At 53.6% G+C, this 22106-nt stretch carries 22 protein-coding genes; 11 read left to right on the top strand and 11 right to left on the bottom strand.

The window, feature by feature from the left end; genetic code table 11:
* The first annotated feature begins 142 nt into the window (after positions 1–142).
* The 8 genes from panD (at position 143) to GKAS_RS03030 (ending at position 7829) form a co-directional block, all read left to right on the top strand.
* Positions 143–523 (top strand): aspartate 1-decarboxylase, encoded by a 381-nt coding sequence (panD, locus tag GKAS_RS03065; protein ID WP_035891933.1) that lies wholly within the window; start codon positions 143–145, stop codon positions 521–523.
* 360 nt (positions 524–883) lie between these two features.
* A complete protein-coding gene (locus GKAS_RS03060) occupies positions 884–1468 on the top strand; it encodes a fimbrial protein (protein WP_051910716.1) in 585 nt (194 codons plus the stop codon).
* 61 nt (positions 1469–1529) lie between these two features.
* The gene (locus tag GKAS_RS03055; protein ID WP_035891932.1) at positions 1530–2264 is read left to right on the top strand and encodes a fimbrial chaperone; all 735 of its coding nucleotides are present in this window, start codon (positions 1530–1532) and stop codon (positions 2262–2264) included.
* 57 nt (positions 2265–2321) lie between these two features.
* A complete protein-coding gene (locus GKAS_RS03050) occupies positions 2322–4898 on the top strand; it encodes an outer membrane usher protein (protein ID WP_035891931.1) in 2577 nt (858 codons plus the stop codon).
* Positions 4899–4916: 18 nt separating this feature from the next.
* Positions 4917–5492, top strand: coding sequence for a fimbrial protein (locus GKAS_RS03045; protein WP_051910715.1), 576 nt, complete (start codon positions 4917–4919; stop codon positions 5490–5492).
* Between the two features lie 24 nt (positions 5493–5516).
* Positions 5517–6077, top strand: a complete 561-nt coding sequence (locus tag GKAS_RS03040; protein ID WP_035891991.1) for a fimbrial protein — start codon at positions 5517–5519, stop codon at positions 6075–6077.
* 22 nt (positions 6078–6099) lie between these two features.
* Positions 6100–6696, top strand: coding sequence for a fimbrial-like protein (locus GKAS_RS03035; protein ID WP_373995170.1), 597 nt, complete (start codon positions 6100–6102; stop codon positions 6694–6696).
* Positions 6697–6719: 23 nt separating this feature from the next.
* The gene (locus GKAS_RS03030; protein WP_035891930.1) at positions 6720–7829 is read left to right on the top strand and encodes a fimbrial protein; all 1110 of its coding nucleotides are present in this window, start codon (positions 6720–6722) and stop codon (positions 7827–7829) included.
* A 2-nt stretch (positions 7830–7831) separates the two neighbouring features.
* On the opposite strand, the gene GKAS_RS03025 is transcribed toward GKAS_RS03030, so the two are convergent.
* From GKAS_RS03025 to GKAS_RS03010, 4 genes are all read right to left on the bottom strand, one after another.
* A complete protein-coding gene (locus GKAS_RS03025; protein ID WP_035891929.1) occupies positions 7832–9061 on the bottom strand; it encodes a polysaccharide deacetylase family protein in 1230 nt (409 codons plus the stop codon).
* A 63-nt stretch (positions 9062–9124) separates the two neighbouring features.
* Complete coding sequence (locus tag GKAS_RS03020; RefSeq protein WP_035891928.1) at positions 9125–9565, bottom strand: PTS sugar transporter subunit IIA; 441 nt, start codon at positions 9563–9565, stop codon at positions 9125–9127.
* Between the two features lie 111 nt (positions 9566–9676).
* Positions 9677–10447 carry an ABC transporter permease gene (locus GKAS_RS03015; RefSeq protein ID WP_035891927.1) on the bottom strand — a complete coding sequence of 257 codons (771 nt, stop codon included), beginning with the start codon at positions 10445–10447 and terminating at the stop codon, positions 9677–9679.
* Entirely contained in the window at positions 10444–11370 is a 927-nt protein-coding gene (locus GKAS_RS03010) for an ABC transporter ATP-binding protein (RefSeq protein ID WP_035891926.1), read from the bottom strand. Before GKAS_RS03010 ends, GKAS_RS03015 begins: the two co-directional genes overlap by 4 nt.
* A 226-nt stretch (positions 11371–11596) precedes the next feature.
* Between GKAS_RS03010 and can the strand changes: the two genes are divergently transcribed.
* The gene (gene can, locus GKAS_RS03005) at positions 11597–12259 is read left to right on the top strand and encodes a carbonate dehydratase (protein WP_035891925.1); all 663 of its coding nucleotides are present in this window, start codon (positions 11597–11599) and stop codon (positions 12257–12259) included.
* A 90-nt stretch (positions 12260–12349) separates the two neighbouring features.
* Here can and hpt read toward each other — a convergent pair whose 3' ends face one another.
* On the bottom strand, positions 12350–12886 hold the full coding sequence (hpt, locus tag GKAS_RS03000; protein WP_035891924.1) for a hypoxanthine phosphoribosyltransferase: 537 nt from the start codon (positions 12884–12886) through the stop codon (positions 12350–12352).
* Positions 12887–13090: 204 nt separating this feature from the next.
* Between hpt and GKAS_RS02995 the strand changes: the two genes are divergently transcribed.
* Complete coding sequence (locus GKAS_RS02995) at positions 13091–15481, top strand: glucose/quinate/shikimate family membrane-bound PQQ-dependent dehydrogenase (RefSeq protein ID WP_035891923.1); 2391 nt, start codon at positions 13091–13093, stop codon at positions 15479–15481.
* Positions 15482–15550: 69 nt separating this feature from the next.
* Here GKAS_RS02995 and GKAS_RS02990 read toward each other — a convergent pair whose 3' ends face one another.
* Entirely contained in the window at positions 15551–16075 is a 525-nt protein-coding gene (locus tag GKAS_RS02990; RefSeq protein ID WP_035891922.1) for a hypothetical protein, read from the bottom strand.
* A gap of 122 nt (positions 16076–16197) precedes the next feature.
* Positions 16198–17763, bottom strand: coding sequence for a multicopper oxidase CueO (cueO, locus tag GKAS_RS02985; protein ID WP_035891921.1), 1566 nt, complete (start codon positions 17761–17763; stop codon positions 16198–16200).
* Between the two features lie 143 nt (positions 17764–17906).
* Here cueO and GKAS_RS02980 point away from each other — a divergent pair, with 143 nt between their 5' ends.
* Positions 17907–18254: a YacC family pilotin-like protein gene (locus GKAS_RS02980; protein ID WP_035891920.1), complete on the top strand. Its 348-nt coding sequence runs from the start codon at positions 17907–17909 to the stop codon at positions 18252–18254.
* Positions 18255–18287: 33 nt separating this feature from the next.
* On the opposite strand, the gene yacL is transcribed toward GKAS_RS02980, so the two are convergent.
* The 4 genes from yacL to acnB form a co-directional block, all read right to left on the bottom strand.
* Entirely contained in the window at positions 18288–18650 is a 363-nt protein-coding gene (gene yacL, locus GKAS_RS02975; protein ID WP_035891919.1) for a protein YacL, read from the bottom strand.
* A gap of 148 nt (positions 18651–18798) precedes the next feature.
* Positions 18799–19521 (bottom strand): SDR family oxidoreductase, encoded by a 723-nt coding sequence (locus tag GKAS_RS02970; protein ID WP_035891918.1) that lies wholly within the window; start codon positions 19519–19521, stop codon positions 18799–18801.
* Positions 19502–19966, bottom strand: coding sequence for a GlcG/HbpS family heme-binding protein (locus tag GKAS_RS02965; protein ID WP_035891917.1), 465 nt, complete (start codon positions 19964–19966; stop codon positions 19502–19504). The genes GKAS_RS02970 and GKAS_RS02965 overlap by 20 nt, the downstream gene beginning before the upstream one ends.
* Before the next feature lie 237 nt (positions 19967–20203).
* Positions 20204–22106: bifunctional aconitate hydratase 2/2-methylisocitrate dehydratase (gene acnB, locus GKAS_RS02960; RefSeq protein ID WP_035891916.1), on the bottom strand; the 1903-nt coding region annotated here is incomplete at its 5' end.

Raw genomic sequence — 22106 nt, 5'->3', positions numbered from 1 at the left:
TTATGCGTGTCGATGCGCAATTAATCGTAAGCAAGGTTAATCGCATATGGACACCTGGTATAAATCGGGCAATACTGCCTGCGAAATTTCTCAAAGCAGTCGCGAACTGCTTTGTTTCCGTTAAGAATTAAAGGTAAACGCTATGATTCGCACAATGCTGCAGGGCAAACTCCACCGCGTGAAAGTCACGCATGCCGACCTGCACTATGAAGGTTCCTGCGCGATTGACCAGGACTTCCTCGACGCCGCCGGTATTCTGGAAAACGAAGCCATTGATATCTGGAATGTGAACAACGGCAAGCGTTTCTCCACCTACGCTATCGCGGCTGAACGCGGTTCGAAAATCATCTCCGTCAACGGCGCTGCGGCGCACAACGCTGACGTAGGCGATATCGTTATCATCGCAAGCTTCGTAACCATGAGTGATGAAGAAGCGCGTACCTGGCGCCCGAACGTTGCCTATTTCGAAGGCGACAACGAAATGAAACGCACCGCGAAAGCCATTCCGGTACAGGTAGCTTGAGGCAAATTGCGGGGACAGCCTGAGTCAGGTTATCTCCGCACATTTTATTCCATGTAACAGGACATCATAATACATTTAATAAATTAGTATAACCCATCATCGCTTTATCTATTGCGAATTGTCTCCCACTTTCTTGGATTAATCCTTTTCTCAAAATCTGCGCTAAGCCGCATAAAATGGCTACAGATGATGTTGCAAGCCAGCATTGTTGAGGCGTACATCACCTAAATTCAAATATAACTTAACGAGCCTTTTAGAAAATATAACGACAAAGGATTGCAATCCGCACATATAATCCAAAGTGTTGTCAGGAAATTAAATGAATTAATTTTTATCATCACTCATAAATGGACGTTATATATGTTTTATAAAACAACACTGGCTACTGCCTTCGCCGTAGCGACAATGGGTTCTCTTTCAGCACAGGCTGCTGATATAGGTCTTATTACTTTTGATGGCGCAGTCACGGATACGACCTGTACCATCACAACCAATAACGGCGTTGATGCAAACAATGTCACCATTTCACTCCCTGTCGTACAGAAAACCGATGTTGAAGGCACAACCCTCGATAAAGGGGTGGGTGATAAAGAATTCGAATTGAAGCTCACTAATTGCCCGGACGGACAAGCGAGCGCCTCCGCCACCTTTACCTCACAGCAGTTTGCCGATCTCACTAACGGTACGCTAAAAAGCGACCCCACCGTGGCAGGCCACGCTAACAACGTCAACCTGGCGCTCTACAACAACGCTAGCGCAGATAAAACTCGTATTAACATCGGGCTCGCTGGCAACAATACCCAAGCCGCCGACACCAGTACTGGTGAAGGCACGCTCTCCTATCGCGTGGCCTATGTTCCCAGCGCTGACTGGGCCAAAGGCACAAACGATATCACTGCTGGTAGCGTGAACAGCAACGTGACCTTCACAATGACCTATCAATAATTACGTTGATAAACAGGCGCTTACCTATCAGGTGAAGCGCCTTTAATATTTATGGATGAATATGATGAGTCTGACTAAAACCACCCAATCTGCACTATTGTTTGGTGCAACCTTTCTGGCATCTCATGCCGCTCTCGCCGATATAGTGATTTCCGGCACCCGTGTTATCTACCCGGAATCAGCCAAAGACGTGACGGTAAATATGGAAAACCGAGGAGGAAAACCGCTATTAGTGCAAACCTGGCTAGACGATGGCCGCGATACCACTAACCCACAGGAACTGAAGCTTCCTTTCATCATCACACCGCCAGTATCACGTGTTGATGCCGGAAAAGGCCAGACGGTGCGTATCACCTGGCTTGGGCAGCCACTCGCTCAGGACAGAGAAACCATGTACTGGTTTAACGTACTTGAAGTGCCGCCAAAAGCCAAAAACGCTGAAACCCAAAATATGCTGCAGTTGGCGTTCCGCACCCGTATCAAAATGTTCTTCCGCCCAAATGGATTGAAAGGCTCGCCTTCAGCCGCAGCGGCACAATTAACATGGTCTCAGCAACAGCAAAACAGCAAGCCTGTTTTGGTTGCACGCAACGATTCGCCCTATTACATCTCGCTGGCAAAAGTCACCGCTCAGTCTGGTGGCACATCCGAAGAAGTTGAGCCGCACGTTGTCGCGCCGTTCAGTAGCCAGGCAATGACATTCACTCGTACCGGTTCGGCGAAAGTCACCCAAATTACCTACGCATCGATTAATGATTTCGGTGGAGTAGAACAACACCAGACGGTCATAAAATAACATAACAACCCGCTAGCAGTGCTGCTGCTGTTAGTAACTAATGGATTAGTGAAGAGATTGTTACTGCATCGTTCGATTTACTGCATTTTTATCTATTTTGCTGCTCAGGCTCCATCCTTTGCGGCCGATACCTCTACGCCTCAACCTTCTGATGAAGAAGTCGAATTCAACGATCAATTCTTATTTAACACCGGTAATAATATTGACATTAGCCGCTTCTCAAAAGGCAACCCCATCGTTCCTGGAACATTCAAAACCCAACTATCACTAAACAAAAGAAAAAAGCTGCTGACCAATTTTACCTTTAAGGATAATAACACCCCGCGAGCCACACCCTGCTTCACCCAAAAAATATTGATGCAGATAGGGATTAAAGCGGATTCAATTAAAGAAAAACTTAAAAAATACGACGAAGATACCTGCATTGATATCACCAGCGCCTTCCCCGGTATGAGTTGGGATTTCGACGCCAGTACCCAGGTTCTCAACCTCAATTCGCCGCAGATTTATATCGACAGACACCCGAATGGCTATATTGATCCTTCGCTCTGGGATGACGGGATCGCAGCAGCTATGCTTTCATATGATCTCAACGCATGGCGCAGCCATAGCGCCAATAGCACGACTGAAACCGCCTATGCTGGCCTGAAATATGGTCTGAATATCGGGCCGTGGCGCCTGCGTTCACGAGGCACTCTCAACTGGGATCAGGATAGCGGCGCTGACTACGCCAGCCAGGACATTTATCTACAGCGCGACCTCACGCAGCTACATTCACAGTTGTTGCTTGGCGATTCCTATACGCGTGGCGATGTATTCAACGCTTTCAACCTGCGCGGAATGCGTATTTATAACGATGACCGTATGCTGCCGGGCGGGATCTCGACGTATGCGCCTACGATTCATGGCATTGCCACCAGCAATGCTAAAGTCACCGTGACGCAAAGCGGCAATAAAATTTATGAAAGCACCGTTCCGCCGGGTGAATTCGAAATTAGCGACTTGAGCACCGTGGGCTACGGCAGCGATCTGGTGGTTACCGTCGAAGAGTCGGACGGTAGCCAGCGAACCTTTTCCGTACCTTACTCTTCCGTCAGCCAGCTGATTCGCCCCGGCAATGCCCGCTGGGATATCGGCGTAGGGGAGCTGAATGATAGCAATTTGAAGACACGCCCCAAAGTGGGCTATCTCTCCGGTTTTTACGGCTTAACGGATCTTGTCACGGGATACGCTGGCGCGCAGTATGCCGATAACCATTATTTTTCCGGCTTGTTAGGGTTGGCAGTCAATACGCGGCTGGGTGCATTCTCATTGGATGCCACCTATTCCGACGCTGACATTAGCGGCCTGGGCGCGCTAAGCGGCCAAAGCTATCGCCTCTCCTGGAGCAAGCTGATTGAGCCGACACACACCTCTTTCAACGTCGCCGCCTACCGTTTTTCAACGGCAAACTATCTGACGCTAAGCGATGCTGCCACGCTCGCCGACGAAATCCAAAGCCACACGGGCAACGATAGCAACAGCACCTATAACAGCTATCAACGGATGAAAAACCAAATACAGATGAATGTGAGCCAACCGCTGGCGGCGGAAAAAAAGGACTATGGCTCGCTTTATCTGACAGGAAGCTGGCAAAACTACTGGAATAACAGTAGCACCACATCTCAATACTCTGTGGGTTATAACAACTCGTTCAGCCTGGGCAGCTACAGTATCTCATTACAGCGCAGCTACAACGAATATGGTGAAAAAGACGATCGGCTATATATCAACCTGAGCATTCCACTTGAAACGCTGTTTGGTCACGAAAAATCCACGGCCGGATTCTCCAGTATCAACACCAGCCTGAGTTCAGACCTCAAAAAGAATTCTACGCTGAATACCAGCGCTAACGGTAATACCGAAGATTACCGATTTAGCTACAGCATCAATGCCAGCGCTACTCATGCTGATGGCAGCGATACCAAACAAATCGGCGGATACGGTAGCTACAACAGCGCCTATGGTCCATTAAGCCTCTCCGCCTCCGCCGCAGACGGAAGTAACCGCCAGACATCCTTGAGCTACAGCGGCGGTATGCTGCTGCACTCCGGAGGGATGACGCTTGCTCCCGGCAGCATCGGCGACACAGATACGCTGGCGCTGGTCAACGCTCCCGGGGCAAAGGGCTCACGCTTAACAACCGGCGATGGCGTTATCGACGGCTCTGGTTACGCCATCATGCCGTATTTGTCTGCTTATCGGGAAAACACAATTGGTCTTGATATCTCCAGCCTGGAATCCGACGTAGAGATTAAAAACACCAGCACCATCGCCGTACCGCGCAGCGGCGCCGTCATTCGAGTCGATTTTGAAACCGATCAGGGCCGCTCATTGCTGCTCGATCTGCACCGTTCAGACAACGGTTTTATCCCGCTTGGCGCAGATGTGCTCAATGAAAAAGGACTTTCCATCGGCTCCGTCGGCCAGGCGGGGCAGGCTTATGTCCGCGGCGTGCAGGACAATGGCACGCTACGCGTCATATGGGGAAATACCGCCAACAGCAGCTGTACAGTGACATATCGCATTACAGAGTCTGCGCAAAAGGTGGGGTTGAGCATCATGCTGAATAACCAAACCTGCCAGATGGATTAATTTCACAAGGAGTGTTTTATGCAATCATCATGGTTCTTTATACGTATTATCATCTTGCTGACGCTGTGCGTAAGCTCGCCGTCTATGGCTAGCGGCACGATCAACCTCGACCTGACCTTTACCGCGACGCTTCGTGAGACAACTTGCGATATGACCCTTGAAGGCGGCACCGGCGACGGCACAAACAATATTATTCCCATCGGCAGCGGCGGGATTACCCAGCTGGATAAAATCATCAACGCCGACAGCTCCGCGACGACCGCGTTTAAGCTCAAAATCGTCGATTGCCCGTCAAGCTTAACCAAACTGAAAACCACCATCACCGGTACCGCTTCCAGCATTCAGACGGCGATTAGCAATTCGGCGACCAATAACGCGGCCAGCAACGTTGGCGTCAGCATTGCCCGGGCCATCACGCCCGATCAACCTTTTGAAATCAACGCCACCGACGATGCCAAAAGCCTGCTTTGGACATCAAGCGAAATCAGCGCCAAGGAAGTGCCATTAGTTGCTCGGCTCATGGAAACGGCAACCGGTAAAGGAACAACCGGTATTTTCAGCGCCACCGCAACGTTTAATTTCGAGTATGAGTAACGGCAAGGAGCCAAAAAAATGAAAATGCGTACCCTGATATCTTTGATTACGATCACCCTGGCCACCGCGTGTTTTTCTCCGGTAACCCTCGCCGACATCACCGGCACGACTAGCGTCCAGGCAACGTTTACCTCAACCATTGAAGCCGGTACCTGCACAGCACAAATCCAGAGCGCGGGCGGGCAAGCCATCAGCACGCTCGCTTTTGGCGACGTATTTAAATCCGATCTGGTAGCACAAAGCCGCAGCGAAGCCTTCAAAATTGCCTTCATCGACTGCGTGGGCGTTAAGTCCGCCAGCATTCAGGCCACTTCCGGCAGCGGCGGCGCCTGTTCTGGCCCGAATTCTGACGGCGATTCATTCTCCGCGGGCAACGCCACCGGGTTTGAGATCTGGAAAGGGGAAGCCGGCGCAGGAACGCTATTAAGCTGCAATACCAAACCCGCACAGAACATCACCATTAGCGATACCGACGTCGATGTTGAGATGAATGCCCGCATCGTGATTGCCAAGACACGAACTATCAGCGACGTCACGGCTGGCAACGTCAGCGCCCCGGTCACCTTCCTGGTAACGTATCAATAGCAGATAAGGTTGGGAGAAAATCGTGTTATTCACGCTGAGTAAAAAAATACGCTCCATCTTCAGCCTATTAACGTACCTGGCAGCCGTAAGCACCTGTCAGGCGGGCGACGCCAACCTGGAGATGACCCTCAGCGCCAATATAGTTGAAAACACCTGCCAGATATCCGTGTCTGACGGCGGTCAGGTACATCTCCCTACCGTCGGAAAGGTGTGGTTTTATAACGCTGACGGCAGCTCGCGCCTTGCTCCCACCGACGCCGCTGCGGGTACCGCCTTTACAATAAACGTAGAAAGCTGCCCGGGAGATAATATGACGGTGAATACGCTGAGCTTCAGCTTCCAGCCGCAAAGCGGGCGGTGGCCAACGGGCAGCAAGCAGGTGTTTATCAACGAAACGCCAGCGACAGAAAGCGGCGCGGATAACGTCGGGATTGTTATTTTCTCAACGGCGCGCCACGCCAATGTACTCAACAGCGATGGTACCTCTAGCGTCACCATTGATATACAAAACAATAGCTGGGCCGCCGAGTACGAGTTCTATGCCCGGCCACAAAATACCGGCCCGGTTAGCGCAGGAAAAATTACCAGCAACGTACTGGTCAGCACCATTTATAACTAATTCAGGATGAAGGAAGGTTTCCTATGTTTATCACACGACGAAAACCGGCAAGGCGTCTTTATTTTCTGCTCGCCGTGCTGTTAATAGCAACTGGCTCAGCGCACGCCGCGATTGAGTGTCGGTTTGATGACGGCAGCGGTGGTACGACAACGCTGGTAAATGGCATATCCTCAAATAATATTCGCTGGAGCCAGTCCGATGGCCCCATGTATTCGAGTGGTGAGGTATTGCTCGCCACGGTAGATTTAACGCTGAGCCCCTCGCTGCAATCTACCTGTAGCTTAGGTCAGAGTGGTGAGGTATTAAAAGAAAAGCTCGATGATTCTTATGTTCGCGCATCGAGCGTATATGATGATGGCGCAGCCTGGTATTATACCAATATTCCCGGCATCTACTTTACTGCCAAAATTTATTCCGATGCCGGTGGCGGTTTCTTCAAAGGTTCGGACTCGTCCAGCGACGATGGTTGGGTCGTGGTGGAAGCCGATCACAACGACGAACGCTGGAAAAATAAAACCTGGAAGGCACTCATTCATATTTATCAGTACAACGGTGAGTTTAGCGGAAATACCACCGGTATCACCACATTAACGCCAAAAGCCAGTTTTTCTTTAGGGCAAATGGCAATTGGCGACAGAACCAATAAAGATAACAAGCCCTGGACATTCAACGTTACGCCAAGCAGCTTTCAAATCCCCATTATTACCACCACCTGCCAGGCCGCAGCGCTGAGCGATGGCTCAACCAATATCGATCTCGGTGACTATATGTTTGCCGATTTTAATCAATCAACGCGTAGCCAGGATATGTACGTACAACTTAAAGGCTGCAATAACCTGTTTGGCGCTGATGTGAAAATCACCTCGAATAAAACAACGGGAAGCAGTAACGACCTGCTGGGGAATACGCTCACCAGCAATGCTGCCTCCGGCGTAGGCGTCAAACTGCTGAGCGGGTGGAGCTACAGTCAACTCATCCCGAACTCATCCCTCGAAACACGCTACAGCTTCAATACCGGTTCAAACACCACGGCCAACGTATTCAGTTTTAGCGCTCAATTAGTCAAAGACGGTAATCCGATGAAGGCCGGAGAGTTCAAAGCCGCCGCCACCGTGTTAATGTCCTACTACTAACCTTACCCCTGCGGTTGATTGCTGATCAGCCGCGACATCGTCTCCAGCGAATCCGTCCGCATAATATACAGACGCTTCAGCAGCATCGGATTATCCCCCGGCTTCACCTTCCCTTTTACCGTCGTCACTGCCAGATGAAAGCCGGCATCGCTCGCCGCCTGCACCGCCGTCGCGTTATAGCCACCGAACGGGTACGAGAGATAAAGTACGTGCGGATTAAACTGCGCCAGCGCCCGTCGCGAGCGCTCAAAATCAAACAGGATATTGTGATAGCTCCGGCTCAGCAGAATTGGCCGACGGTGAGCATCTACCCGGTGCAGGAAGTGGGTATGTGACTGGAAATCAAAAACATCTTTAATCTCTTCCAGCTCGGAAACGCTCATAAACTGCAGCGACTTCGGCGCCCACTTCTGTGGATGGCGCTTAATGCGCGAGGTGATGATAAACGCCGTGGCTTTAAAGCCGTACTGCTTAAGTATCGGGTAGGCGTAGCGGCTGACCGACTTTAGCCCATCGTCAAAGGTTATCACCACCGCACGCGCAGGAAGATTAGCGCGATTATGAACATAGTCCTCAAGCTGATACATGGTCAGCGTGGTATAGCCCATATCGCGCAGCCAGGTCATCTGGTTACTAAAGGCACGTACCGAGGTAGTGGTGGAGGTATGACGAAAACGGGTGTTCTCTTCATCGCGCAAAATATGGTGGTAGGTAATGACCGGAATGCCGTTATCCGGCTGGGCGTCCAGCGCGCTGATATAGGCCAGACGTTCCCCGATGCGAATCTGATACCAGGTCTGATTGAGCCGGTCTTTCAGCTTGTTGATAACCGGATAGCGCAGGTTCTCCGCCAACGTACCGAATGGTGCGCTACCGATATCCGGCGCATTGTAGACCGGCGTGTCTTTCCAGGTCACCAGATTCTGATTGCTCAGCGGTTTGTTTAAATCCCCCAGCCCATCCTCAACGCGCTGTTTGCCCTGCACCGGCTCAAGGTGGCCTTTATCAATAAAGCCCTTACCGAAACCAAAGCTAAAGGTGTAGTAGTCTTCAACATCGGGCTCAATGGCGATGATTTGTCCGGCACGCAGGTTGCCCACGGTCATCGTTTTATTGCCGACACGCGCCCATATAGCAGCATCCTCGGTTGTCTGCATATAGCGAGTGGGCAACGCGGCGGCCACGCTGCCGGTGAGGAAAAGCAGGAAGAAAACAACCGTACGTATAGCCATGAGCAATAACCGAAGCGGGAAACGACTCTACTATTGTAACAAAAGCTACATCAATACCAATGTTTAAGACTCATACAGGTCGTGAAGTAGAACAAAGGGCGGATTTTTCTGCTGCTGATGCCACAGGCTGGTCACTCCGGGCGAACCCAGCGTCACAATGCGCTCGCGAAAGGCGCTGCTGCTGAGGGAATCCCGCAGAGGAATCATTTGTTCAATTAATGAATAGTGGATACCCGCGATCACTTCGCAGCCGCTGTGCTTATGGCTCATCAGCGCAGCCACGCGATACGGGGCGGCGCCCGCGTTATCGGTGAGAAAGATAACCCCGTCCCCAGAATCAGTCTGATGTAACGCATCGCACATCATGCGGCTGAGCATATTTGAACTCAGCCCTCGCCAGTAATTGACGGCTCGACACTGCGCCAGCGGCCCATATTTTTTTTCCAGACGATCCAGCAGTTCCTGTGCTTTGTCGTCGTGGCAGGAAATGACCCAACCTAACATAACTTGCCTCCTTAGCAGGCAAGCAGTTTAGCTAAGTAATCAATTAAGCGGGGTGATGACTGTCAAAGAATGGTTCCCGGCAGCGTTTACCTGCCGGGAAATGCAGCACTGCTAGCTACGCAGGCCGCGTCCACGCTGGATGAGATACCAGCACAGCAGATAAAACGCGGCGATGAACACCACCAGCACGCCAAATGTCGTCACCAGTGGGACATCATTAATGCCGAGGAAACCGTAGCGGAAGCCACTTATCATGTAGACGATCGGGTTCAGGTGCGACAGCCCTTGCCAGAACGGTGGCAGCAGCGTCAGCGAATAGAACACCCCGCCGAGGTAGGTCAGCGGCGTCAGCACGAAGGTTGGGATCAGGCTGATGTCATCGAAGGTCTTGGCAAAAACCGCGTTAAGCAGGCCAGCAAGCGAGAACAGCACTGCGGTCAGGATCAGCGTCAGCGCCACGAAGACCCACGAGTGAACCTGGAACGGTACGAAGAACAGCGAAATAGCCGTGACCAGAATCCCCACGCACAGGCCGCGCGCCACGCCGCCGCCGACAAACCCGGCGATGATAACGTGCGTTGGCACCGGTGCGACCAGCAGCTCTTCAATGTTGCGCTGGAACTTCGCGCTGAAGAATGACGAGGCCACGTTGGCATAGGCGTTGGTAATCACCGCCATCATAATCAGACCCGGCACGATAAACTGCATGTAGGTAAAGCCGTGCATTTCACCGATACGGGAACCGATCAGGTTGCCGAAAATAATAAAGTACAGCGTCATGGTGATGACGGGTGGTACCAGCGTCTGGATCCAGATACGCATAAAGCGGTGGATCTCTTTCGCCCAGATGCTTTTCAGCGCAACCCAGTAAAGCTGCATCATGCGCGATCTCCTTGTTTTTCATGAACCAGCGAGACAAACAGCTCTTCAAGGCGGTTCGCTTTGTTACGCATACTCAGTACCTGGATGCCCTGCGCGCTCAGCTGCGCAAAGACGCTGTTAATCCCCTGCTCACGCAGCACTTCGACTTCCAGCGTCGAGGTATCCACCAGCGTGTGCTTGTAACCTTCGAGCTTCGGCAGCGGGCTTTTCGGCGCCAGATCGAGAATAAAGGTTTCTGACTTCAGCTTGGAGAGCAGCTCCTTCATTGAGGTGTTCTCTACCAGTTCACCGCGCTGGATGATGCCGATATTGCGGCACAGCATTTCTGCCTCTTCCAGATAGTGGGTGGTCAGAATGATGGTGGTGCCTTTGTCGTTGAGATCCTTGAGGAATCCCCACATGGAGCGACGCAGTTCAATATCAACGCCCGCGGTAGGTTCGTCGAGAATCAACAGCTTTGGTTCATGCATCAGCGCACGCGCAATCATCAGACGACGCTTCATCCCGCCGGAGAGCATCCGCGCACGTTCGTTGCGTTTTTCCCACAGATCGAGCTGCTTAAGATATTTTTCACTGCGAATGACCGCTTCTTTATGCTCAACGCCGTAGTAGCCCGCCTGGTTCACCACGATTTGCTGCACGGTTTCAAACGGGTTGAAGTTGAACTCCTGCGGCACCAGCCCAAGCTGACGTTTGGCGTTGACCACATCTTTTTGCAGGTCATAACCAAATACGCTCACGCGTCCCGAGGTTTTGTTCACCAGCGAGCTGATAATCCCGATGGTGGTCGATTTACCCGCGCCGTTCGGCCCCAGAAGCGCGTAGAAATCACCGGCTTCGACTTTAAGATCGATCCCACGCAGCGCCTGTACGCCGCCAGGATAGGTCTTTGTCAGTTGCTCTAATTCCAGTGCAATGGTCATAGATTTTCGCTTACCTTACATTCTGATACTTGATATTTACTCTAGGTAATTTACGTTGCAACAAGGCGGCGACGCAGCGAATCCCCTGGAGCGTACGCCCGTACGTGACAGGGGTGAGCGAGGATAGCCAACGCCGTTGCAATGTAAAGTACGACGAGTATTTGGTTTTAATAAATCAGGAGTTGCCCTATATTAACCCAACGAAAATTACTGGGTTACCGCTTCCATGAACGACATAGATACACTCATCAGCAACAATGCACTATGGTCAAAGATGCTGAGAGAAGAGGATCCCGGCTTTTTTGCGACGCTGTCGCAAGCGCAAAAACCTCGTTTTTTATGGATTGGATGTTCTGACAGCCGCGTCCCCGCCGAGCGCCTGACCGGGCTTGAGCCTGGCGAACTGTTCGTCCACCGTAACGTCGCAAACCTGGTTATCCACACCGATCTTAACTGCCTTTCCGTGGTGCAGTATGCCGTTGATGTTCTGGAAGTTGAACACATTATTATCTGTGGCCACTACGGCTGCGGCGGCGTACAGGCGGCGGTGGAAAATCCGGAACTGGGCTTAATCGACAACTGGCTGCTGCACATTCGCGATATCTGGTTCAAACATAGTTCATTGCTGGGCGAGATGCCGCCGGAGCGCCGCATGGATACGCTATGCGAGCTGAACGTCATGGAGCAAGTGTATAACCTGGGCCATTCGACGATTATGCAATCAGCATGGAAACGTGGGCAGAAGGTGACGATTCACGGTTGGGCGTACGGTATTCACGACGGCCTGCTGCGCGACCTTGATGTGACCGCCACGAGCCGCGAAACCCTCGAGCAGCGTTACCGCCACGGGATTTCCAACCTCAAGTTAAAACATATCAATCATAAATAAGGGAAATCATCCCTTGTCGCCCGGCCGAACGCAGTGAAGCCGGGTGTGTCCCGGAGTCGGCGTTCCGCCTCGTCCGGGCTACCTGCAAACTTACTCGTCTAACAGCACCACTTTGCCAACGTATGGCAGGTGGCGATAACGCTGAGCGTAATCAATCCCGTAACCCACGACGAATTCGTCCGGAATAGAGAAGCCGACAAACTCAACCGGCACTTCAACTTCACGACGGGTTGGTTTATCCAGCAGCGTACAAATCGCCAGCGACTTCGGCTCGCGCAGGCTCAGGATCTCACGCACTTTCGACAGGGTGTTCCCGGAGTCGATAATGTCTTCGACGATCAGCACGTCTTTACCGCGAATATCTTCGTCGAGATCTTTGAGGATTTTCACGTCGCGGGTGGTGGACATACCGCTGCCATAGCTGGATGCCGTCATAAAATCGACTTCGTGCGGAACCTGTACTTCACGGCACAGGTCAGCCATGAACATGAACGAGCCGCGCAGCAGACCGACTAACACCATTTCGCTGCCGCTGTCTTTATAACGCTCGTTAATCAGACGACCCAGTTCAGCGATACGCGCCTTGATCTCCGCTTCCGGGATCATCACTTCAACAGTATGTTTCATTTAACTAACCACATGATTTTAAATGTAAATCACTCAACCCGTTAACCCAGAGTCACGAGGTTGATCAGCAAGCGAGAAAGTATACCAGCAAAACGATTCATGCGGCTAATTCGATAATAAAGCTCAATTTGTGATTTCGATCACACTTGTTAAATCCTATAATGAAATGAAAGCAATAATTAACAAACAAATGGACACTCTTCTATGGCTGAAACAAATCATCAACGTCCAGGACTTCTCGGGAGGCTAACTGCCCTCTTCGCGGCGTTCTGCGGCTTATATCTATTGATTGGCGGCATATGGCTGGTCGCGATTGGGGGTTCCTGGTATTACCCTATCGCGGGTCTGGTGATGCTGGGCATTACCGCACAGCTTTGGCGCGCTAAGCGTTCAGCGCTGTGGCTTTACGCCGTACTGCTGCTGGCAACCATGGTGTGGGGCGTGTGGGAAGTCGGCTTCGACTTCTGGGCGCTTACGCCGCGTAGCGACGTACTGGTTATCTTCGGCGTCTGGCTGATTTTGCCATTCGTCTGGCGCCGTCTGGTGGTACCGTCGAGCGGAGCCGTCGCGGCGCTGGTCGTCGCGCTGGTTATCAGCGCCGGTATCCTGACCTGGGCTGGTTTCCATGACCCGCAGGAAGTGAACGGCACGCTGAGCGCAGATGCGACGCCTGCAGAGCCAATCTCTCAGGTTGCCGATCAAGACTGGCCGGCCTATGGCCGCAACCAGGAAGGTCAGCGCTTCTCGCCGCTGAAGCAGATTAACGCCGATAACGTGCATAATCTGAAGGAAGCCTGGGTGTTCCGTACCGGCGACCTGAAGCAGCCAAACGATCCGGGTGAAATCACTAACGAAGTCACCCCTATCAAGATTGGCAATATGCTCTACCTCTGCACCGCCCACCAGCGCGTGTTTGCCCTGGACGCGGCAACCGGTAAAGAGAAATGGCACTTTGACCCGCAGCTCGGCACCGACCCAAGCTTCCAGCACGTGACCTGCCGTGGCGTGTCTTACCATGAAGCGACCGCTGCGAACGCATCCCCTGACGTGGTTGCCGACTGTCCGCGCCGTATTATCCTGCCGGTGAACGATGGCCGTATCTTTGCCCTCAACGCCGACACCGGTAAGCTGTGTGAAAGCTTTGCCAACAAAGGCATTCTCAACCTCCAAACCGACATGCCGGTCACCACTCCGGGTATGTACGAACCTACTTCACCACCGATTATCACCGATAAAGTTATCGTGATTGCAGGCGCGGTCACCGATAACTTCTCCACCCGTGAGCCATCTGGCGTTATCCGCGGCTTTGACGTTAACAGCGGCAAACTGCTGTGGGCCTTTGACCCGGGCGCGAAAGACCCGAATGCGATTCCAGGCGAAGGCCAGCACTACACCTTCAACTCGCCGAACTCCTGGGCTCCAGCAGCCTATGATGCGAAGCTGGATCTGGTGTATCTGCCAATGGGCGTCACCACGCCAGATATCTGGGGTGGCAACCGTACGCCAGAGCAGGAACGCTATGCGAGCTCGATTGTGGCGCTGAATGCGACCACCGGTAAGCTTGCCTGGAGCTACCAGACCGTTCACCACGATCTGTGGGATATGGATATGCCGTCCCAGCCGACGCTGGCTGACATCTCCGTTGACGGTAAAACGGTGCCGGTTATCTACGCGCCAGCGAAAACCGGTAACATCTTCGTGCTCGACCGCCGTAACGGCGAGCTGGTCGTTCCGGCACCGGAAAAACCGGTTCCACAGGGCGCGGCCAAAGGCGACTACGTCACCAAAACCCAGCCGTTCTCCGATCTGAGCTTCCGTCCGAAGAAAGATCTGACCGGTGCGGATATGTGGGGCGCCACCATGTTCGACCAGCTGGTGTGCCGCGTGATGTTCCACAAACTGCGCTATGACGGCATTTTCACCCCGCCGTCCGAGCAGGGCACGCTGGTGTTCCCGGGTAACCTGGGGATGTTCGAGTGGGGCGGTATCTCCGTCGACCCTAACCGTCAGGTGGCGATTGCTAACCCAATGGCGCTGCCGTTTGTATCGAAGCTGATTCCGCGCGGACCAGGCAACCCAATGGAGCCACCGAAAGACGCGAAGTCCAGCGGTACCGAGTCCGGCATTCAGCCGCAGTACGGCGTGCCGTTTGGCGTAACGCTGAACGCGTTCCTGTCACCGTTTGGTCTGCCATGCAAACAGCCAGCCTGGGGTTATATCTCCGCGCTGGATCTGAAAACCAACGAAGTGGTATGGAAAAAACGTCTGGGTACGCCGCAGGATAGCCTGCCGTTCCCAATGCCGGTTCCGCTGCCGTTCAACATGGGTATGCCGATGCTGGGTGGCCCAATCTCCACGGCGGGTAACGTGCTGTTTATCGCGGCAACCGCCGATAACTACCTGCGCGCATACAACATGAGCAACGGTGAGAAACTGTGGCAGGGCCGTCTGCCAGCAGGCGGTCAGGCAACGCCGATGACCTATGAGGTGAATGGCAAGCAGTACGTGGTCATTTCCGCAGGTGGTCACGGTTCGTTTGGTACGAAGATGGGTGATTATATCGTCGCCTATGCGTTACCTGACGACGCGAAGTAAGCGTTAGCGCCGACCCCGGGGTCGGCGTATACGCCTCGCCCGGGCTACGAATATTGTGGCCCGGCCGATTTACTTATCAAACTTAATCGACAGCAGTGAAGCCCTGGCCACATCCTTATATTGCCCTTCCAAATCTTTTGTCATGTTAAACGCGGCCTGCACGGCTTTATCGTTTTCTGACGTCACCAGCAGCATATTCAGGATATCAGTATCCGCCGCCTGAGAGCGGAAGGTAATCAACCACGCCTTATGCCCATCCACCGTCACGGATTCCGCCTGCGGTTTGAAGTTTTTCAGCATGTTCAGCGTCGCATCCTTTGCCACGTCGAGCTTGTCTGCGGGCAGCGCATGGCGACCGTTACTAAGGCCTAAAGACGCTTTACCGCGTTCATCACCATAGATCACCTGCGGGCGGTTTTCAGAAGGGTATTTGATTTTCGCCATGTCATCAGGCATTGGTGTGAGCGTCTGCGGGATCTCGATGCTCAGCTTTAATTCAGGGATGTCTTTGCGTTCCATCTTCATGTCAGCGTGCGCCGATACCGCCACCAGCATGACAAAAGAGGCTGCCAGAGCCTTACCAAAGATAGCCATTCTTACCTCGTGATTAATCGTTAACCACCGGAGTATAGCGAGAAGTTCGCTGAATGATATGGCTGAAATCTGTATCTACCCCAGAGGGTTACCGGATAGCGGGACCGCTATCCGGTGGCACGTTAAACGGTAAAGCCGAGCATCATGCCGGTATCTTCATGCTCCAGCAGGTGGCAGTGCGCCATATAGGCCTGCTCTTTCGGTGCGCTGTGGTCAAACTTCACCAGTACCTCGCTGACACCGCCCTCAACACGAACGGTGTCTTTCCAGCCTGCGCGATGCGCCGCCGGTGGCTGACCGTTCTCGCGCAGGATGCGGAACTGGGTGCCATGAATATGGAACGGGTGCAGCATCATGTCGCCCTCGCCGGAAATCACCCAACGCTCATACTGCCCTTTAGCCGCAGCAAACATCGGCACTTTCATATCAAACGCTTTGCCGTTGATACGGTTCGCGTTGTGGAAGTCGAACCCACCGTCGCCGTGGTGCATATTACCCATTCCGCCGTGGTCCATTTTCATCCCACCGTGGCCCATCATGCCGCCGTGATCCATGCCGCCCATCGCCTGATTTCCGTACTTCTGCATCAGCGCCTGCATGCCCATCATGTCGAGCATCGGGTCCATTGAGAGCTGGAGCTTGCGTTCAGTCAGCCCATCCAGCGACGGCAGTGCAGGCATGTCTACGAGTGTATCCGGCAGCGTTGCTGATCCCGGAATGCCGATAGGCTGAACGTGCAGGACCGGCACCGCCTTATCGAACGGCGCGACGGCCATGCCCATCTGCGTCACAGGAAGGGTCAGGATATCGAACGGTTTGCCATCGCGGGCATCCACCAGCACTTCAAAACGCTCGCCCATCAGCATCGGCAGCTCACTGACTTTCACCGGCTCAGCCAGCAGTCCGCCATCGCTGGCAACCACATACATCGGGCGCTTATCGCTGGTCGCAATGGTCAGTGAGCGTGCATTACAGCCGTTCAGCAAACGCAGGCGCAGCCAGCCCCGTGGCGGCGTATGCTGCGGGTAGGTCACGCCGTTGGTCAGCAGCGTATCGCCAAACCAGCCCACCGCGGCGCTCATTACGTCCAGCTGATAGTCAATCTCACCGGCGGCGGTAAATTTTTTGTCCTGCATAATCACCGGCACATCGTCGATACCCCACTGTTTAGGCAGCATCAGTTTCTGGCTATCTACATCTTCGATGAGCACAAGGCCCGCCAGCCCCATCGCCACCTGATGCCCGGTTTTGCCGTGCTGATGCGGGTGGAACCAGCAGGTTGCCGCGCGCTGGGTTGGCGTAAACGTGACGGTTCGGCTGCCGCCAGGTTGGATAACCCCTTGAGGACCACCGTCTACCTCACCCGGCACTTCCAGTCCGTGCCAGTGCACGGTGGTCTCTTCCGGCAGGGTGTTGTTAATTTTCACCGTAATGGGTTTACCCTGTTGCAGCTGAATAGCCGGCCCTAACAGGCTGCCGTTGTAGCCCCAGGTTGTCGCGGTTTTTCCCGCAAATTGCGTCTTTCCGGCCTGAACGGTCAGCAAGATCTGATTATTCGCATCGGCGGCAAGCAGGGGAGGAATGGGAAGCATGGTGCGCTCGGCGGCGAATACCGCACGGCTCCACAGAGGCAAGGCGCTGGCAACGCCGATAGCGGCGCTGAGTTTGATAAAATCACGACGATGCATCGTTACATCCTTTTCGGCTTCTGGTGATTAATTGAGCTTAAACCCTACCCCTGCGGGAAGGTCAAGCAGAAAGCTTTAAGAAAGCCTCCCGCCGCTTCTGGAAGTATGTTAACGTTGAATATCGACGATGTAAGGTAGAAGAAATGAAGACGTTTTTCCGAACGGTACTGCTTGGATCGCTGCTGGCGATGTCCAGTTCCAGTTATGCTTTAAGCGAGTCTGAAGCAGAAGATATGGCCGATCTCACGGCGGTATTTGTCTTCCTGAAAAACGACTGTGGTTACCAGAATCTACCGAACACGCAAATTCGTCGCGCATTGGTCTTTTTTGCCCAACAAAATCAGTGGGATCTCAGCAACTACGATACCTTTAATATGAAGGCGCTGGGTGAAGACAGCTACCGCGATCTCAGCGGCATCGGCATTCCTACCTCGAAGAAGTGCAAAGCACTGGCTCGCGACTCTCTGAGCCTGCTGGCCTACGTGAAATAATGCGCGTCGCGGAGCCCACAGGCTCCGCATCCGTTAGCGCTGCTTGATAAACTCGCGATAGGCGGCAACGACCTGTAAAAAGTCCTCAACGCCGCACAGTGACAAGCTCTCTTCATCGTAGTAGCTCATCCCCTCTTCCATCTCATCGCCGGAAATCTCCAGCTGATTGGCGCGAACCATCACTTCTTCGCCGTCCAACCACAGGGTATATTCATGCCCCGCGCGCTGCCATGAGCGTTCGCTGCCTTTGACGGTACGTGCAGCCTGTTCCACTTCGTCCAGTAGCGTGAGGTTGTCTTTGACCTCTTCATTAAACCAGTGACCGACCACTTCGTGGCCCATCGACATACGTACTTTTACCCCTCCGGTAACGTCACGCAGAAATTCATAATCCATAATTTGTTCCTCTACAAAGGCAATGCGTCACCGCTGCATTGTACCTATAGGTAATTATCGCAGCAGCGAGCAATAAAAAAAGCGTGCCGGGTATAGTCGCGCAAATAAAAATGCGCTCACCGCCTGACCGAGCGCATTATCATCAGCTTCAGAGCATTATTCCGCCATCAATGGCGATATGCTGTCCGGTGATAAAGTTATTTTGCAATAGGAAGAGGTAGGCCTGCGCCAGTTCGTCAATCGTGGCCGTGCGCCCAAGCGGAATAGACTCGGCAAAACGCTGTCTGGTCGCCTCCAGCTGTTCAGCTGGCATATCGCGCCAGAATGGCGTCACCGTCCAGGTTGGCGAGACGGCATTGACGCGGACATTGGGCGCCATCTCAACTGCCAGACCTTCCACCAGCGCGTTAATACCCAGGTTGCCGACATAGCTTGCACAGGCATCCTGCGCTCGTCCACCGGTGCCGGAGGTATAAATCAGGCAACCGCCGGGCAGCAGCTTAGTGGCCGCCAATTGGCCGATTCTGACGTTGGTAAAGAACTTTGATTCCATCACGTGACGAATGGTCGCCATTGGCGCATTCAGGAAACCACCGCCCATCACGTCACCGACCATCGATACCAGATGGTTAAACGGCGGTAGTGCCGCAAATAATGCCTCCAGCGCGTCGGCGTTATGCACATCGGCTTCATGCGTCATGACGGCGACGCCCATCTGTGACAGTTCTGACCTCGCTGCCGTCAGGCGTTCTCGGTTGCGGCCGACGATAATCAGATTCGCCCCCTCCTGTGCCGCAAGCTGTGCCACACGAAAGCCAATCCCCGAGCTGCCGCCAATAATGACAACGGTTTTAGTCTGTAGTGCTGCCATCACCTGCTCCTTTATCTCTGGAAAATAGCATCGCCGCTGAGGTTGCCAGTTCCGCATCTTCATCACCGCTAGCACCGCTCACACCTACCGCGCCAACGATCAGTCCGTCAACAACCACCGGTACACCGCCCTGTAAAGGGGTCACGTCCGGCGTGGAAAGAAAGCTCGGTAAACCACCATTGATAAACGATTCGAAAACCTTCGATGACTCGCGTAATAGCGCCGCCGTGCGGGCCTTTTCGATGGCGGTATTGATGGTAACGCCTGAGGCGTCGTCGTCACGGGCGAATGCAATAAGCGCACCGTGAATATCAACAACGGCAATGCTCACCGCACGCGCTCTGGCTGCCGCCTGAGTCTGAGCGTGTTCAAGAATCTGACGCGCTCCATACAACGTCAGCTGTGGACGCAGTTTAACCAACGCTGAAGGGGGGATAACGGACATAGCAAACGCTCCTTCGGACCCGATGCCGAGGTGATTTTATGGAATCATTAAGTTTGCCGCGCGGTAAAGAGATGTTAAGGAAATGGTAAAACGCAGTAATAGACATTTGGTGCGGTTAAAACAGAAATAAAAAAAGCGAGAGTTCACACTCTCGCCTTTACTGGTAGCCCGGCCAAGCGTAGCGCCGCCGGGAATTTCCCGGAGTCGATGCTAACGCATCTCGTCCGGTCTACGTTCTTATACTGCGGTCTGGAAGATAACGCCGTCGGCTTTCTCAGTGTACTGAGAGAGCTGGTCGAAGTTCAGGTAACGGTAGGTATCTACCGCCGTCTTATCAACCTGAGCCACGAAGGTCTGGTACTCTTCCGGGGTTGGCAGCTTGCCGATCAGCGCCGAAACGGCCGCCAGCTCCGCAGAGGCCAGGAAGACGTTCGCACCGGTACCTAAACGGTTCGGGAAGTTACGGGTAGAGGTCGAAACGACCGTCGCACCGTCGGCTACGCGCGCCTGGTTACCCATACACAGTGAGCAGCCAGGGATCTCGATACGCGCACCGCTCTTACCGAACACGCTGTAGTAACCTTCTTCGGTCAGCTGAGCTGCGTCCATACGGGTTGGCGGAGCCACCCACAGGCGGGTCGGCAGCTGGCCTTTATGGTTATCCAGCAGCTTACCGGCAGCACGGAAGTGGCCGATGTTGGTCATGCAGGAGCCAATGAACACTTCGTCAATCTTCTCGCCCTGTACGTCAGACAGCAGACGCGCGTCGTCCGGATCGTTTGGCGCACACAGGATTGGCTCTTTAATGTCAGCCAGATCGATGTCGATCACCGCTGCGTACTCTGCATCAGCGTCAGCTTCCAGCAGTTCAGGGTTCGCCAGCCATTTCTCCATACCCTGAACACGACGTTCCAGCGTACGACGGTCGCCGTAGCCTTCCGCGATCATCCACTTCAGCAGAACGATGTTGGAGGTCAGGTACTCAACGATTGGCTCTTTGTTCAACTTGATGGTACAGCCCGCAGCAGAACGCTCTGCGGAAGCATCGGTCAGCTCAAACGCCTGCTCAACTTTCAGATCCGGCAGACCTTCGATTTCCAGAATGCGGCCAGAGAAGATGTTTTTCTTACCTTTCTTCTCAACGGTCAGCAGGCCCTGGCGAATCGCATACAGCGGAATCGCATGAACCAGGTCACGCAGTGTGATACCCGGCTGCATTTTGCCTTTAAAGCGCACCAGTACAGATTCCGGCATATCCAGCGGCATCACGCCGGTCGCCGCAGCAAACGCCACCAGACCAGAGCCCGCCGGGAAGGAGATACCGATTGGGAAACGGGTATGAGAGTCACCGCCGGTACCCACGGTATCTGGCAGCAGCATACGGTTCAGCCAGGAGTGGATAACGCCGTCGCCCGGACGCAGGGAGACACCGCCACGGTTCATGATGAAGTCTGGCAGCGTGTGGTGCGTGGTCACGTCAACCGGCTTAGGATAGGCGGCAGTGTGACAGAAGGACTGCATCACCAGGTCAGAAGAGAAGCCCAGGCACGCCAGGTCTTTCAGTTCGTCGCGGGTCATTGGGCCGGTGGTATCCTGAGAACCGACGGAGGTCATCTTCGGTTCGCAGTACGCGCCCGGACGAATACCTTTCACGCCACAGGCGCGGCCAACCATTTTCTGCGCCAGAGAGAAGCCGCGGCTGCTTTCCGCCACGTCTTTCGCCTGACGGAATACATCGCTGTGCGGCAGGCCCAGCGCTTCACGCGCTTTGGTGGTCAGGCCACGGCCGATGATCAGCGGGATACGGCCACCGGCACGTACTTCGTCGATCAGTACGTCGGTTTTCAGCTCGAAGGTTGCCAGCAGTTCGCCGGTTTCGTGGTTACGCACTTCGCCTTTGAACGGGTACACGTCAATGACGTCGCCCATGTTCAGGTTGGAAACATCGACTTCAATTGGCAGTGCGCCCGCATCTTCCATGGTGTTGAAGAAGATAGGTGCAATTTTGCCGCCAAGGCACAGGCCGCCGCCGCGTTTGTTCGGTACATGAGGGATATCGTCACCCATGAACCACAGCACGGAGTTGGTCGCTGATTTACGGGAAGAACCGGTACCCACAACGTCGCCCACGTAGGCCAGC

It is taken from the genome of Kluyvera ascorbata ATCC 33433 (assembly GCF_000735365.1).
Lineage (GTDB): Bacteria > Pseudomonadota > Gammaproteobacteria > Enterobacterales > Enterobacteriaceae > Kluyvera > Kluyvera ascorbata.
The sequence above is the reverse complement of the archived record's forward strand: the minus strand, read 5'-3'. Positions and strand labels throughout refer to the sequence as shown.